This is a genomic window from Candidatus Brevundimonas phytovorans, from assembly GCA_029203145.1.
Taxonomy (GTDB): domain Bacteria; phylum Pseudomonadota; class Alphaproteobacteria; order Caulobacterales; family Caulobacteraceae; genus Brevundimonas; species Brevundimonas phytovorans.
Map to the genome: position 1 here is coordinate 2,285,971 of CP119309.1, position 14,022 is coordinate 2,299,992.

Here is a 14,022-nt window from a genome sequence, read left to right on the forward strand (position 1 = left end):
TTTGCGCAATCTCGTCGCCGCCGTCGAAGCGATCGACCCGCTGGTCGTCACCGGCAAGGTGGCGGGCGTCAGCGGACTGCTGATCGAATCGCGCGGCGGCCTGTCGCGTCTGGCGGTCGGCGCCCGGGCCGAGATCGAGCGGCGCGGACAAGCCCCCCTGCCCGCCGAGGTCGTCGGTTTCCGCGACGCCAAGGCCCTGCTGATGCCCTTCGGTCCGGTCGAGGGCGTGGCCCCCGGCGCCGACATCAAGATCATCGACACCGCCGCCAGCGTGCGCCCGACGACGGCCTGGCTGGGCCGCATCATCGACGCCTTCGGCCTGCCCATCGACGGTCTGGGGCCGTTGCCGCAAGGCGCCGTCCCCTACCCCCTGCGCGCCTCGCCGCCCCCGGCCCATTCGCGCGGCCGGGTGGGCGAGCGGCTGGATCTGGGCGTGCGCTCGATGGACGTCTTCACCACCACCTGCCGGGGTCAGCGCCTCGGCATCTTCGCCGGTTCGGGCGTGGGCAAGTCGGTGCTTCTGTCCATGCTGGCCAAGCAGGCCACCTGCGACGTCGTCGTCGTCGGCCTTATCGGCGAGCGGGGCCGCGAGGTCCGCGAGTTCATCGAGGAGACCCTCGGCGAAGAGGGCCTGAAGCGCGCCATCGTCGTCGTCGCCACCTCGGACGAACCGGCGCTGAAGCGGCGCCAGTCGGCCTATATGACCCTGGCCATCTCGGAATACCTGAGAGACCAAGGGCTGGAAGTCCTGTGCCTGATGGACAGCGTCACCCGCTTCGCCATGGCCCAGCGCGAGATCGGTCTGGCCGCAGGCGAGCCGCCGACGACCAAGGGCTATACGCCCACCGTCTTCACCGAACTGCCCAAGCTGCTGGAGCGCGCCGGTCCCGGCCCGATCCGCCCCGACGGTACCGAGGCCGGGCCGATCACCGCCCTGTTCACCGTTCTGGTGGACGGCGGCGACCATGACGAGCCGATCGCCGACGCCGTGCGAGGCATCCTCGACGGCCACATCGTCATGGACCGCAAGATCGCCGAGCGCGGCCGCTTCCCCGCCATCGACGTGCTGAAGTCGGTCAGCCGGACCCTGCCCGGCTGTCAGACCCCGCCCGAGCGTGAACTGAACCGCCGCGCCCGTCAGTGCCTGTCGGCCTATGCCAACATGGAAGAGCTGATCAAGATCGGCGCCTACCGCACCGGGGCCGACCCCATCGTCGACCGCGCCATCGCCCTGAACCCCGCGCTCGAGGACTTCCTCGGCCAGGACAAGGACGACCACACCAGTTTGAGCGAAAGCTTTGACCGTCTGGAAACCATTCTGAACCAAGGAATGGTCTAACCGTGATCTGGAACACCTTATGACCGCCTGGGCTCAATCCTTGATCCGCATCTCCAACTACGAAGTCGAGACGCTGCAGAAGCGTCTGGCCGAGGTCGCCGCCCGCAAGGCCGAGGCCGAGATGCGCGTCGCCGTGCTGGACGCCGAGGTCGAGATCGAGCGCCAGAACGCCCGTCTGGACCCGACCTCCGGCATGATGCTGCAAGCCTACCTCAAGGGCTGGGCGCTGAAGCGCGCTGACGCCGAAGGCCTGGTCGCCGCTGTCGGCGCCGAGGAAGAAGGCGCCCGCGACGCCCTGACCAGCGCCTTCGAGGAGTTGAAGAAGTTCGAGCACGTCGCCGAGGCGACCCGCCTCAGCAAGCTGCTCGCCGCCGCCAAACGCGAAACCGCCGCCTTCGACGAAATGGGCCTGAGGCGCCGTGCGGGGGGCTGACACGCCTCTAGATCCTCCCCCGCGCGCGGGAGAGGATATGTCGCGCCGCGCCCTGCTAGCCTCGACGCTCGCCCTCGCTGCCTGCGGTCCCGGCGAAGCGGCCACGCCGGTTCCGAGCGGCCCCGTCCGCCCGCTGAAATCCCTCGCCCCCTTCCCCGTCGGCACGGCCTGCATGACGGGCCAACTGTCGGACCCGGCCTGGGTCAGGCTGGCGTCCGATCACGTCTCCCAGCTCACGCCCGAGTGGGAGATGAAGATGGAGTACATCCTCCAGGCCGACGGCTCGCTGCGCTTCGACGCGCCCGACCGCATCGCCGTCTTCGCCCGCGATCACGGCCTGCGCCTCTTTGGCCACGCCCTGATCTGGTACGCGCAGGACCACCCCTGGTTCAAAGCCCTGACCGGCGACCGCGCCCGTTTCGCCGCCGAATACGACCGCTATATCGCCGAAGTCGCTGGCCGCTGGCGCAGCCAGATCGTCGGCTGGGACGTGGTCAACGAGCCGGTGACGCACGACGGCAAGGGCTTGCGCGACTGCGTCTGGAGCGAGGGTCTGGGCGGGACCGACGCCTATATCATCCGCGCCTTCGAGCAGGCGAGGCTGGCCGCGCCCGAAGCGGTCCTCTTCCTCAACGACTACGACCTCGAGAACAATCCGGTGAAGGGCGCCACCTATCTGCGGCTGGTCGAACGGCTGCTGAAGGCGGGCGCCCCGGTCACGGGTCTGGGCACGCAGAGCCATCTCGACATCGATATTCCCGCAGGACAGGCCGCCGCCTTCATGCGCGAGCTGGCCCAGTTCGGCCTGCCCATCCACGTCGCCGAACTGGACGCCTCGCTACGGAGCGGAAACCGCCTGTTCGACCTGAAGCCGCGCCAGCAGCGGATCGCGCAACAGACCGCCCGCGTCGCCGAACTGGCGGAGGCCTTCATGGCCCTGCCCCGCGCCCAGCAGTTCGCCTTCACCGTCTGGGGCCTGCGCGACACCGACAGCTGGCTGCGGCGCGGGTCCGAGGACGACGGCAAGGACAGCCCCCTGCTGTTCGACGCGGCGGGCCGGGCCAATCCGATGTTCCACGCGTTGGCTTCATCCTTCTCCCCTTGAGGGAGAAGGCCAAGACAGAAAAAACGCCCGCCGGTTTCCCGGCGGGCGCTTCCAATTCCAGACCTGAGTGGAGGCTCAGGCGGTCAATCAGGCGGCGACGTTGATCGCGCCTTCCGACGGGTCGCGCAGGACATAGCCCCGGCCCCAGACGGTTTCGATGTAGTGCTTGCCGTTCGCCGCCGTCGCCAGCTTCTTGCGCAGCTTGCAGATGAAGACGTCGATGATCTTCAGCTCGGGCTCGTCCATGCCGCCATAGAGATGGTTCAGGAACATTTCCTTGGTCAGGGTCGTGCCCTTGCGGAGCGAGAGCAGCTCCAGCATCTGATATTCCTTGCCGGTCAGGTGCACGCGGTGACCGTCGACCTCGACCGTCTTGGCGTCCAGGTTCACGGCGATCTCGCCGGTGTGGATGATGGCCTGGGCGTGACCCTTGGAGCGACGGACCACGGCGTGGGTGCGCGCGATCAGCTCGTCCTTGTGGAAGGGCTTGGTCAGATAGTCGTCGGCGCCGCCGCCGAAGGTCTTGACCTTGGTTTCAATCTCGTGCGTGCCCGAGAGGATCATGACCGGCGTATTGATCTTGCCGACGCGCAGCTGACGCAGAACCTCGAGGCCGCTCATGTCGGGCAGGTTCAGGTCCAGCAGAATGAGGTCGTAGTCATAGATCTTGCCCAGATCGATGCCTTCTTCACCCAGGTCGGTCGTATAGACATTAAAGCCTTCCGACTTGAGCATCAGTTCGATGCTCTGGGCGGTGGCGTGATCGTCTTCAATCAGCAGGACGCGCATTCATGCCCCTCCAGGCAAAGCTTGGCTGCGACCGCCGAGAAGACGACGACCGGGTAACCTTGTTCCAACGTTAACGGGTCAAAACCTTAAGAAGGGTTAACGGGTCCCGATATGAAACGCTTAGGCTGATTTGCGAATCGCCGTCGAGAGTCCCGAGTCAAGGATTCGTTAATTTATTAACCATGTGGCGCGACATGCCCCCTTGACGCGCGAAACATTCCCCCGTCGCGCACCCAATCGTCCACAGCCAATCCCGCGCCCGACAAGGCGAAGCGTCCGATTCTGACGTGCATTAGGACAAGATTCCTAGCCCACCCCGTCGCCGACCCTAGGATGGGGTCACAGAAAAAGACGTTCGGGAGCAACTGACGACATGGAATCCTATCGGGCCGAGCCCTATCGCGTGCCGGTGACGGAGGGCGACCGCATCCGCGCCGACGCGGCCCTGCATCTGGCGGCCTACGCCTTCGGCGCGCCGGCGTCCGAGATGCTGCGGCGCGAGCGGACGCGGCCCCGCGCCTGTCGCGCCCGCTGGTCGGCCATGTATCTGGCCCATGTCTCCTATGGCTGGCCGCTGGAGCGGGTCGGCCACGCCTTCGGCCTGAACCGCGCCACGGCCTCGACCGCCTGCCGCTGGGCCGAGGATGCGCGCGACAACGATCGGTACGACGCGGTCATGGACGGGCTGGAGGCCTGTCTGCGCGCGGTGTCGGAACTGCCCGCCATCGACCTGGCCGCGACGCCGGGCGGCGGCCGATGAGCCGGCTGCTGGAACGGGCGCGCGCCCTGCTGGACCGTCCCGGCGCCTGGCTGGACCAGTCGGGCGCCGCCTACCCCCTGCGGCTCGGCGGCGACCGGCGCGGGCGGGTGGTGCTGACCCTGGACGAGACGGCGTTCCGCGCCCTGATCGAGCGGCCCGGCCTGAAGCGGCGCGACGGCGGCGGCTGGCTGCCCCGCCCCCAGCCCGCGACCAACACCTCGCTTTCGCCCTCGCCGCCGCCCGGCCGCCCCGGCCTGATCGAGGGCGAACGCCCCGTCATGGAGCCTGACGGCCGCCTGAGCCTGCGCCGCGCCAATCTGGGGGAAAGCCCGATCGCCTGGCTGGCCCGGCGCAAGGACGCCTCGGGCCGGCCCTGGCTCAGCCCTGCCGAGGTCGCCGCGGGCGAGCGGCTGCGGCAGGAGGCCGAGACGGCCCTCAGCAGCCCCTCGCTCACCATGCGCTGGGACGCCCTGCCTCGCGCCGGCGGCGGCTCCTCGGCCCGCGTCGAGCCGACCGATCGCGCCTTGTCGGCCTCAGCCCGCGTCGAGGCCGCGCTTTCCGCCTGCGGCCCGTGCCTGCGCGCCCTGGTCGAACACGTCTGCATCCACGGCACGTCGCTGCAACTGGCGGAACAGACCCTCTCCCTGCGGCGCCGCCAGGGCAAGACCGTGCTGAAACAGGGCCTGCAGGCCTTGGCCGACCACTATGGCCTCGGCTGAGAAAGGACGCGCCAGAGCCCGAAGACCGTGACAGATTGCGCGCTCCCTCATCCGCACGCAGTTGGGAAGACTGATGCTCAAAGCCCTTTCCATCGCGGCGGCTGCGGCCGGCCTGGCGGTCGGCTCCGCCCCGGCCCAAGCCCAGTCGGGATTTGAAGCCGAGCCCTTGGCCGAGGGCCGCCCCTGCGGCTTCGCCGACGTCGTGGGCCTGTGGCAGGGTCAGATGGTGACGGCGGGCGAAACGGGGGTCGAGGCCCACTACGCCCTGGCGCCCCACGACTATCTGCGGTTCCGCGCCGACGGCGGCATGATGTATTTCGGCTCGAACCGCGCGCAAACCGACGTGGCGGCCATCCACGCCCGCCTTGATGAGATCGATCAACTGGACGGCGTCACCTACCGCGCAGAGGTCCCCTCGCCGGGGGTGCTGCTGCTGATGCGCGACGGCGCGCCGTTCCAGGGCTTTACCTGCACCGTGGCCCCGCCGCGCGACGGAAAGGCGGTGCTGATCTGGAGCCAGTTGAAAGGCCTTCCCCCGCTGAAGCGTATCCAGACCCGACTGGACTAGGCGATAAAAAGCCCGCCCCGGACGAACCGGAGCGGGCGAAGTCGAGGGATCACACAATCAGGTGACGCGCCCTGCAGGTCAGGCGCATCAAGCCGGCGCGATCAGAGGCCTTTCCGGACACCCCCATCGCCTCACCCAAAGCGCATTAATTGACGAAGATGTCAATACGACCTTTCAGGCGTGAGGCAGAGCCAGGGTCAGGCGGCGTCCTTGACCAGGACCCCGTCCTTCATGATGACGGCAAGGTTCCGCGCGGGGTCCGAGAGCAGGTTGAGGTCAGCCACCGGATCGCCATTGACCAGCAGAAGATCGGCGAGCGCGCCCGGCTCGATCACGCCGAGGCGCCCCTCATAGGGGCTGCGCAGACCAGACAGGGCCAGCAGGGCGGCGTTGTCGTGGGTCGCCATCTTCAGCGCCTCGCCGGCCCCGTACCAGCGCAGCAGCTTCGGCAGATAGTGGGCCTGGCGAACGGCGCCCCTGGGATTGAGCTGAATGTCCGTGCCGAAGCCCACCTTGAGCCCCAGTCGCCGGGCCAGGCCATAGGCGCGGTCCGTGCCCTCGGCGACCTGACGATATTTCCGTTCATTGGCCGAGCCGGGCGCCGTGGGAATGGCGTCCTCGTCCTCCAGGAAGGGCTGAAGGCTGAGCCAGACGCCCTCATTCGCCATCCGCCGCATCGTGGCCTCGTCCAGCAGCTGGCCGTGCTCGATGCATTTCACCCCGCAGTCGATCGCCCGGTTGATGGCGCGGGGCGTATAGCCATGCACCATCACATAGGTCCCCCAGTCCTCGGCGGCCCCGACCGCCGCGCGGATTTCCTCGGGGCTGAACTGGGTGACGTCCAGGGGGTCGAAGTTGGAGCTGACCCCGCCGCCGATGGCCAGCTTGATCTGGCTGGCGCCCTGGAACAGCTGCTCGCGCACCCTTTCCAGAACCTGGGGCACGCCGTCCGCCACGGCCAGATAGCCGGCGCGTTCATGCGCCGTCAGTTCGCGGTTCCACGGCGACGGCAACTGGTTGATCGCCCGCGATTCCCCATGTCCCGAGGTCTGGGAGATGATGGCCCCCGACGGCCAGATTCGCGGCCCCGCCACGAAGCCCTCGTCGATGGCCCGCTTGAGGCCGAAGGTCGGCCCCCCGGCGTCCCGGACCGAGGTGAAGCCGCACATCAGGAAGTCGCGCGCGGCGGCGGCCTGGCGAATCTGCAGATAATGGGGGTCGGCGCTGCTGAACTCGAGCGCTGGCAGGTTGTAGAATTCCAGATGGGCATGGATGTCGATCAGACCCGGGATCAGGGTTCTGTCGCGCCCGTCGATCACCCGGCCGCCTGTGGTCAGCCCGGCCCCCACGGCCGCGATCGTCTGGCCCCGCACCAGGACGTCGGCGGGCCCCGAGACGGCGGCGGACCGCCCGTTGAACACGCGCACTTGTCGAAACAGGGTCTCGGCCGGGCGATCGACCTGAAATGCCTGCCCGCCCGTCGCCAGGGCCAGACCCCCCGAAACGATCCCGCCGGCCAGAACCGCCCTGCGATCCAGATGGCCCATCACCCGCCTCCCGAAGCCGCGCCCGCGCCGCGCACGCCGCTCGATGAACGAAGGTGTCCTCGGACAGTTCCCTCAGGCCAAGGTCGAAGCCTCGGCGGCGCCGATGGGTCTCAGACCTGGAAAGCGCTCTGAAGGCGTGGCTGCTGTGGGTGGTTAGCGGACGCTAGGTGGGAACTTATCTGACCACGCCTTCATCCGCTTCCGCATCCAGCCTGCGAGGACGATGAAGGCGGCTGAGGCCAGGGTCATGGTCGCGCAGAAAAGCGCGGCGGGTTTGTCGCCATCTTGCAGGAAGGCGATGGCAAGAAAGAGAGAACCCGCAAGCACCAGCACTCCCACAAGCTGGGCCGCGCGGGAGAGCATCGAGTAGGTTCTGAGCATACCGTCAGCCAAGGATATTTTTCGTAGGTCCGCAATGGGTCGGGAGCGGACATCACCGTCGATGTGGTGTGCGATGTTGGCGCCCCAGGGTGGCAGGCTCAGGACGCGACGCGGCTTCTATACGGCGGCTCGTGGGACGAAGAACCAGGGTCGCTGCGGACGGCGTCTAGATTGCGCCCATGGCCAGGAAGGCGCGGCCGGCGGCGAAATCGCCGGCCTCGAAGCGAGCTTCCGCCACGCTGTCGTCGCGGAACAGGAACTGGATGACGAAGGTCTCGCGCGGGTCCAGTTGGGCGATGGCGTCGGCGGCCTGGGTCGAGAAGGTCCAGACCTCGCCCTGACGCGCGCCCTCGCTCAGCAGGGTCGGTTCAGCGGCCTGGGCCGAGGCGGCGAAGAAGACGCGGCGCACCGATTCCGGCGGCAGACCGCCGCCCGTCAGCCAGACGCGCGGCGCCTGGTCCCGGTCGCGCATGACCAGCCGCGCGGCATAGGGTCGGGGCCGGCCCACGAAGGAGACCACCGCCACCGGCGTGGTCGCTGTCGGCCCGGTTCCGGCCAGGCCGAAGCGCACCGGCGAGCCGCCGGTCGCGCTGTCCTGCACCAGACGCCAGCCGATCGCCTGGCTTTCATAGCGGTCGCCGCGCCAAGCGGAACGATCGCCGGGGAAGCTCATCCGGGCCGCCCGCGACCAGCCGGCGAAGCCCGCCTCCACCCGCACCCGCACCCGGCCCAGGTCGCCGTCGTCGCAAGCCGTGCGCGCGGCCTTGGATTGCGCCCGCGCCGCCGCCGCCGACAGATCGGCCGCCGAGGTTCCCGCGCGCAGGGCCGCGCCCCGCGCCTGCCAGGCGGCGGCGTCGAGAGCGGCGATCAGTTGGGGCTCGAACAGGCCGCACTTGCGGTGCGCGGCCAGCATGAAGGCGCGATCGTAGAAGGCGTCCGTCACCGCCGCCCGCGCCGCGCCGACCGGGGCCGCCAGCGTCATGGCGGCGACCGTGGCGGCCAGCATTCTGCTGGCGGTTCGGGGGGAAAGGCCTATCCTCATGGGCTCGACCCTAGGGCCGCAAGGTTCCGGTCCCGTGTCCAATCAGGGTTAGCGAATTGCTTCTTTCCACCGATGTCTGGGCCGGCGCCCTGATCCGCCGCGCCGAACTGGAGGGCGCCTACGCCACCGTGGTCAAGAAGGGCGACCCGCGCGGCGGCGCCGTCATCGTCAAGGCCTACAACACGTCTGAGCGCACGGCGCGCCTGTTCACCGAGGCCACCGGCATGGACGGCGAACCCCTGTGGATCCAGCCCGTCGTCAGCGAGATGGAGAGCGAGCTGGACGCCTATATCGAACGCCAGCGCCGCTATGATCCCGATCTCTGGGTGGTCGAGATCGAAGACCGCCAGGGACGGCACTTCCTGACGGAGAAGGTGCAGGAGGGGTAAGCGCCCGTGACGGAGGGGGCGGCCCCGCCCGGTCCAAGTTTGCGCTTCATATGGTCAGCGTCGTGTCGCCCCCTCCACCACTTCATGGTCCCCCTCTCCATGCAATGGGGAGGAAAGCAGCGCCAAAATCCCAAGATTCCAACGGGCCTCGTGCAGCGCGATAAGCCCAAGCGTGAATCAGGCCTCAAGCAGCCCGAAGGGCGGTAGGCCCCACAAATAATGCCTAACCGCGCGTTCACCGCGTTCGTGAACCGGACCGCAAGCGAGTCGCCGGTAAGCCTGTCTCATCGGGCCAGAAGGGCCCAGCGTAGCGGTGGACGGCCCATGCTGTTTCTCTTGAACGACGTCGTGTTCGATCTGGACGAGGCCTGCCCGGCCCCGAGCCATGACGTGCGGCGCTTCGAGAAGCTGGACTTCGACTATGTGCTGGAAATGGGCTGCGACCTCTTCGCCGAAGACCCCATGCTGCACCGGAACGATCCGGCCCGCGCCCGGCGTCTGGCCTGGCTGATCGCGCACAAGACCGAGGGCGTGAACGCCGCCCTGTTCGCCGCCCCCGACGCCGGCTGCGCGCCCGAACTGGTCGAGCCGCGCTTTTGCGCCCTGCCTGAGATGATCATGCGCCAGCTTCAGTCCCGCGCCGCCCACGGCCGCCTGAGCGCCGTCGCCGCCGACAAGGCCGTCTGGGGACGCATGGCGGCCTGACGCCGCGCCCCCTTTTCTTGCGTCACCACCTTGGGTAAGCCCGTCCGGCTAGTGCGGCGGGGGAACTCATTATGCTTTTCAATCAGATAACTTCGAGCCAACGCCGTCGGTCGAGGCCCGGCCTCGCCGCCGTCCTGGCGGCCGCCCTGGCGACGGCTGCGCCCGCCCACGCCGAATGGCGCAAGGCCGAGAGCGACCGTTTCATCGTTTACAGCGATGTCGGCGACCGCCAGTTGCGCGACTTCGTGCAGGAGCTGGAGTCCTACGACCGCGTGCTGCGCTATCGGATGGGCCTGCCGGGCGACACGCCGACCCTGCGCAAACTGCCGATCTACCTGGTGGCGTCTTCGGCCGAACTGGCCAAGGTCCGTCCGGGCGCTTCGAGCAGCCTGGCCGGCTTCTACAGCGCCTCGGGCGAAGACATCTTCGGCGTCGCCATTCGCGACCGGAACGTCGACACCCTGAAGCACGAGTACGCGCATCACTTCATGATGCACAACTTCTCCTACGCCTATCCCGGCTGGTTCGTCGAAGGCTTCGCCGAATACTACGCCACAGTCGAGATCAAGGCTGATCGTTTCACCGTGGGGCGTTTCAACGAAAATCGGGCGGCCTGGCTGATGAGCGCCCCGTGGATGGAGATGAAGGACCTTCTGTCGCGCCGTCCCCAGGAGCGCGCCGCCAATGGCGAGACCTATTACCCCCTGGCCTGGCTGCTGACCCACTGGTTCATGAGCAATCCCGAGCGGCAGAAGATGCTGTCGGCCTATCTGCTGGACGTCGGCGCGGGCGGCGATTCCGTCGAAGCGATGGAGCGGGCGACCGGCCTGAACATGATCCGGCTGCGCGACACCCTGCGGCGCTATGCGACCGGCAATCTGTCCTTCCAGATCGTCACGGCGGCCATCCCCGCCGCCCCCGTGACGATCACGTCGATGCCGGAATCCGCTGATGACCTGCTGCTGCTGAACCAGCGCCTGAAGCTGGGCGTCCCCGCCGACCTGCGTCCTGCCACCGCCGCAGAGGTGCGCCGCCTGGCCGCGCGCTACCCGGACGATCCCCTGGCCCTGCTGGCCCTGGGTCATGCCGAACTGCATTTCGGCGATCCGGCCGCCGCCGAAGCGCCGCTTCAACGTCTGCTGACGCTGGAGCCCGGACATGTTGAGGCTCTGCAATATCTTGCCCGCGCCCGCGTGGCGGCCATCCAGGATGTCGAAGACCCAGACGAGGCCGACCGTCTGGCCGCCGAGGCGCGCGCCTTCCTGGTGCGCGCTCATCGCCAGGACGACCTGAACTACATCACCCTGATGCTGGCGGCCCGCAATCGTCGAAGCGACGCCGGCTACCCCAATGACAACGATATCGCCGTGCTGGATCAGGCTTTTGCGCTGGCGCCCCAGTTGAGCGAGGCGCGGTATGACCTGGCCAATGCCTTGGTGATGCGCGGTCGAAACGCCGAGGCGATCGCCCTGCTGGAACCGCTGGCCAACCACCCGCACGGCAGTTCAGGCGCCGTGCGCGCCCTGCTCGCAAAGGCGCGCGGCGAAGAACCGGCGGAGGAAGACGTCGATGCGGCCTCCGCCGAGGAGACATCCTAGAGCAGGGCGAACAGCAAATGCACGCCACTCGCCAGCAGAGTGATGACGCCAAAGCCCGCCAGAAGACAGATCGCCGGATGGATTTCCCGCTCGACGCGGACGGACGGGACCTTGCCCGGATGCACCAAAGCCATGTCGTTTCCTTTTCCCTTGCGGCGACGGACTCATGGACCGGCGTCTCACGGAAACGAGCATGCCCCCAAAAGCCCCGCTTCGCGAAGGGTCTTTCACAGGATTGTGAAATCCCATGACGAATCCCACCGGATGGCCGGGGCGACGCCCTGCCCTTGTGGACGCCACGGAGTGACTTTCGTTGCTGCTCGCGCTACGTGCGCGCCATGTCGAAACTGACCCTGCCTGAAGAGGCCGGCCGCCGCCGGACCTTCGCCATCATCGCGCACCCTGACGCCGGCAAGACGACGCTGACCGAGCATATCCTGCTGGCCGGCGGCGCCATCCGCGCGGCGGGCGCCGTGCGGGCGCGCGGCGAGAACCGGCGGACCCAGTCCGACTGGATGAAGATCGAGAAGGAACGGGGCATTTCGGTCTCGGCCTCGGTCATGACGTTCGAGCACACCACGTCCGACGGCGTGGCCAAGATGTTCAACCTGCTGGACACGCCAGGCCACGAAGACTTCTCCGAAGACACCTATCGCACCCTGACCGCCGCCGACTGCGCCATCATGGTGCTGGACGCCGCCAAGGGCATCGAGCCGCAGACGCTGAAGCTGTTCGAGGTCTGCCGCCTGCGCGACATTCCGATCATCACCTTCATCAACAAGCTGGACCGCGAAGCCCAGGACCCGATGGCCCTGCTGGACGAGATCGCGTCCCGTCTGCAACTGGACCCCGCCCCGATCTGGTGGCCCGCCGAGAGCGGCAACCGTCTGCGCGGCATGGTCGAGATGGGCACCGGCAAGTTCCAGCCCTATACCAAGAAGCCCGCCGGCGCCGCCGAGGACCCCGGCCACCCCGCCCCCCTGCCCCTGGCCGAGGCCGCGCAATACTTCGAGGCCGGCGAGCACGAGGCCCTGATGGAGGCCCAGGAACTGGTCGAGGCCGGCTATCCCGCCTTCAACCGCCAGTCCTTCCTCGAAGGCCACATGACGCCCGTGCTGTGGGGCTCGGCCCTGCGCCACTTCGGCATCGACGAACTGCTGGCCGCCATCGGCGAATGGGCGCCGCCGCCCAAGGTCATGCCGGCCCGCAAGGAAGCCCCGCCCGAGACCCGCAACGCCCCCGCGCCCGTAGAGATCTCGGTCGAGCCGGGCCACAACGAAGTCACCGGCTTCGTCTTCAAGGTCCAGGCCAATATGGACCCCAACCACCGCGACCGCATCGCCATGTTCCGCATGGCCTCGGGATCGTTCAAGCGCGGCATGAAGCTGAAGGTCCAGAACACCGGCAAGCAGCTGAGCGTCAACGCCCCCATCATGTTCTTCGCCAGCGACCGTGAACTGGCCGAGGACGCCTATGCCGGCGACGTCATCGGCATCCCCAACCACGGCGTGCTGCGCGTCGGCGACAGCCTGTCGGAAAGCGGCATGATCCGTTTCGCCGGCCTGCCCAACTTCGCCCCGGAAATCCTGCAGCGCGTCCGCGTCAAGGACCCGCTGAAGGCCAAGCACCTGAAGAAGGCGCTGGAGGGTCTGGCCGAGGAAGGCGTGACCCAGCTGTTCCGCCCCGAACTGGGCTCGGACTTCATCGTCGGCGCCGTCGGCCAGCTGCAGTTCGAGGTCATGGCCGACCGTCTGGGCGAGGAATACAACCTCGACGTCATCTTCGAGCCGTCGCCCTACGCCGAAGCCCGTTGGGTGGCCGGGGACAAGGCCGACCTTGACGACTTCGCCGGCAAGTACCGCCCCCAGATGGCCGTCGACATCGACCAGGCTCCGGTCTTCCTGGCCAAGTCGTCGTGGGAAACCGGCTACGTCTCCGAACGATTCCCCCGGATCGCCTTCACCAAGACGAAGGAGCGGGGCTAGGTCTCGCCCCGCCGCCGGAACCGCCTGAGGCTCAGGCGGACGGCGCCGGGCTGACGTCGCGCTTCGGCGTGGCGTTGAACCACGGCAGGAAGACCTGGATCAGCGGGCCGATGGCCAGGGCGTAGGCGATGGTGCCGAGGCCGATGGTCCCGCCCAGAAGCCAGCCCAGGCCCAGAACCACGATCTCCACTGTCAGGCGCGAGACGCGGATCGACCAGCCCAGCCGCCGGTTCAGGCCGGTCATCAGCCCGTCGCGCGGTCCCGGCCCCATGCCGGCGCCGATATAGGCGGCGCTGGCGATCGCGTTCAGCAGCACCCCGGACACCATCAGCGCCGCACGAAAGCCCTGCCCCTCGACCGTCGGCAGCAGGGCCAGGGAGGCGTCCAGCGCCAGGCCGATGACGAAAATATTGCTCAGCGTGCCCAGTCCCGGCTTCTGGCGCAGCGGAATCCACATCAGCATGACCAGCACGCCCATGGCGATCACCACCGTGCCAAGACTGATCCCGAACTGCGCCGACAGGCCCTGATGAAAGACATTCCAGGGGTCCAGCCCCAGCCCCGCACGCACCATCAGGGCGGCGGAGAAACCGAACAGGCAAAGCCCCAGCTGAAGCTGGACGAAACGACGAATCCACATGTCTCATGTCATGGCCGAACGG

The 14,022-nt window shown here is 68.1% G+C and carries 16 protein-coding genes; 10 read left to right on the top strand and 6 right to left on the bottom strand.

The window, feature by feature from the left end; translation table 11 throughout:
• Position 1: 1 nt before the first annotated feature.
• Genes fliI through P0Y52_11255 form a run of 3 tightly spaced genes read left to right on the top strand, consistent with a single transcriptional unit; the run spans position 2 to position 2,877 of the window.
• Positions 2-1,339 (top strand): flagellar protein export ATPase FliI, encoded by a 1,338-nt coding sequence (fliI, locus tag P0Y52_11245; protein ID WEK57112.1) that lies wholly within the window; start codon positions 2-4, stop codon positions 1,337-1,339.
• Between the two features lie 19 nt (positions 1,340-1,358).
• Positions 1,359-1,772, top strand: a complete 414-nt coding sequence (locus P0Y52_11250; protein WEK57113.1) for a flagellar export protein FliJ — start codon at positions 1,359-1,361, stop codon at positions 1,770-1,772.
• Between the two features lie 37 nt (positions 1,773-1,809).
• Positions 1,810-2,877, top strand: coding sequence for an endo-1,4-beta-xylanase (locus tag P0Y52_11255; protein WEK57114.1), 1,068 nt, complete (start codon positions 1,810-1,812; stop codon positions 2,875-2,877).
• A gap of 87 nt (positions 2,878-2,964) precedes the next feature.
• Here the strand turns inward: P0Y52_11255 and P0Y52_11260 are convergent, their stop codons facing one another.
• Positions 2,965-3,666, bottom strand: coding sequence for a response regulator transcription factor (locus tag P0Y52_11260; protein ID WEK57115.1), 702 nt, complete (start codon positions 3,664-3,666; stop codon positions 2,965-2,967).
• Between the two features lie 373 nt (positions 3,667-4,039).
• Here P0Y52_11260 and P0Y52_11265 point away from each other — a divergent pair, with 373 nt between their 5' ends.
• The 3 genes from P0Y52_11265 to P0Y52_11275 all read left to right on the top strand — a co-directional run bounded on the left by P0Y52_11265 (position 4,040) and on the right by P0Y52_11275 (position 5,713).
• A complete protein-coding gene (locus P0Y52_11265) occupies positions 4,040-4,426 on the top strand; it encodes a chromosomal replication initiator DnaA (GenBank protein WEK57116.1) in 387 nt (128 codons plus the stop codon).
• Entirely contained in the window at positions 4,423-5,145 is a 723-nt protein-coding gene (locus P0Y52_11270; protein ID WEK57117.1) for a DUF6456 domain-containing protein, read from the top strand. Before P0Y52_11265 ends, P0Y52_11270 begins: the two co-directional genes overlap by 4 nt.
• Before the next feature lie 73 nt (positions 5,146-5,218).
• Positions 5,219-5,713, top strand: coding sequence for a hypothetical protein (locus P0Y52_11275; GenBank protein ID WEK57118.1), 495 nt, complete (start codon positions 5,219-5,221; stop codon positions 5,711-5,713).
• Positions 5,714-5,910: 197 nt separating this feature from the next.
• Here the strand turns inward: P0Y52_11275 and P0Y52_11280 are convergent, their stop codons facing one another.
• The 3 genes from P0Y52_11280 to P0Y52_11290 all read right to left on the bottom strand — a co-directional run bounded on the left by P0Y52_11280 (position 5,911) and on the right by P0Y52_11290 (position 8,647).
• Complete coding sequence (locus P0Y52_11280) at positions 5,911-7,260, bottom strand: amidohydrolase family protein (GenBank protein ID WEK57119.1); 1,350 nt, start codon at positions 7,258-7,260, stop codon at positions 5,911-5,913.
• A 153-nt stretch (positions 7,261-7,413) separates the two neighbouring features.
• Complete coding sequence (locus tag P0Y52_11285; GenBank protein WEK57120.1) at positions 7,414-7,653, bottom strand: hypothetical protein; 240 nt, start codon at positions 7,651-7,653, stop codon at positions 7,414-7,416.
• A 154-nt stretch (positions 7,654-7,807) separates the two neighbouring features.
• On the bottom strand, positions 7,808-8,647 hold the full coding sequence (locus P0Y52_11290; GenBank protein WEK57121.1) for a hypothetical protein: 840 nt from the start codon (positions 8,645-8,647) through the stop codon (positions 7,808-7,810).
• A 92-nt stretch (positions 8,648-8,739) separates the two neighbouring features.
• Between P0Y52_11290 and P0Y52_11295 the strand changes: the two genes are divergently transcribed.
• The 3 genes from P0Y52_11295 to P0Y52_11305 all read left to right on the top strand — a co-directional run bounded on the left by P0Y52_11295 (position 8,740) and on the right by P0Y52_11305 (position 11,375).
• Positions 8,740-9,072 (top strand): DUF1491 family protein, encoded by a 333-nt coding sequence (locus tag P0Y52_11295; protein ID WEK57122.1) that lies wholly within the window; start codon positions 8,740-8,742, stop codon positions 9,070-9,072.
• A gap of 324 nt (positions 9,073-9,396) precedes the next feature.
• Positions 9,397-9,777, top strand: coding sequence for a hypothetical protein (locus tag P0Y52_11300; protein ID WEK57123.1), 381 nt, complete (start codon positions 9,397-9,399; stop codon positions 9,775-9,777).
• Positions 9,778-9,848: 71 nt separating this feature from the next.
• Entirely contained in the window at positions 9,849-11,375 is a 1,527-nt protein-coding gene (locus P0Y52_11305; protein ID WEK57124.1) for a tetratricopeptide repeat protein, read from the top strand.
• Here the strand turns inward: P0Y52_11305 and P0Y52_11310 are convergent.
• The gene (locus tag P0Y52_11310) at positions 11,372-11,509 is read right to left on the bottom strand and encodes a hypothetical protein (protein ID WEK57125.1); all 138 of its coding nucleotides are present in this window, start codon (positions 11,507-11,509) and stop codon (positions 11,372-11,374) included. The two genes, P0Y52_11305 and P0Y52_11310, sit on opposite strands and share 4 nt — an antisense overlap.
• A gap of 204 nt (positions 11,510-11,713) precedes the next feature.
• Here P0Y52_11310 and P0Y52_11315 point away from each other — a divergent pair, with 204 nt between their 5' ends.
• Positions 11,714-13,360, top strand: a complete 1,647-nt coding sequence (locus tag P0Y52_11315; protein ID WEK57126.1) for a peptide chain release factor 3 — start codon at positions 11,714-11,716, stop codon at positions 13,358-13,360.
• Between the two features lie 31 nt (positions 13,361-13,391).
• Here the strand turns inward: P0Y52_11315 and P0Y52_11320 are convergent, their stop codons facing one another.
• On the bottom strand, positions 13,392-14,000 hold the full coding sequence (locus tag P0Y52_11320; protein ID WEK57127.1) for a hypothetical protein: 609 nt from the start codon (positions 13,998-14,000) through the stop codon (positions 13,392-13,394).
• Positions 14,001-14,022 lie beyond the last annotated feature (22 nt).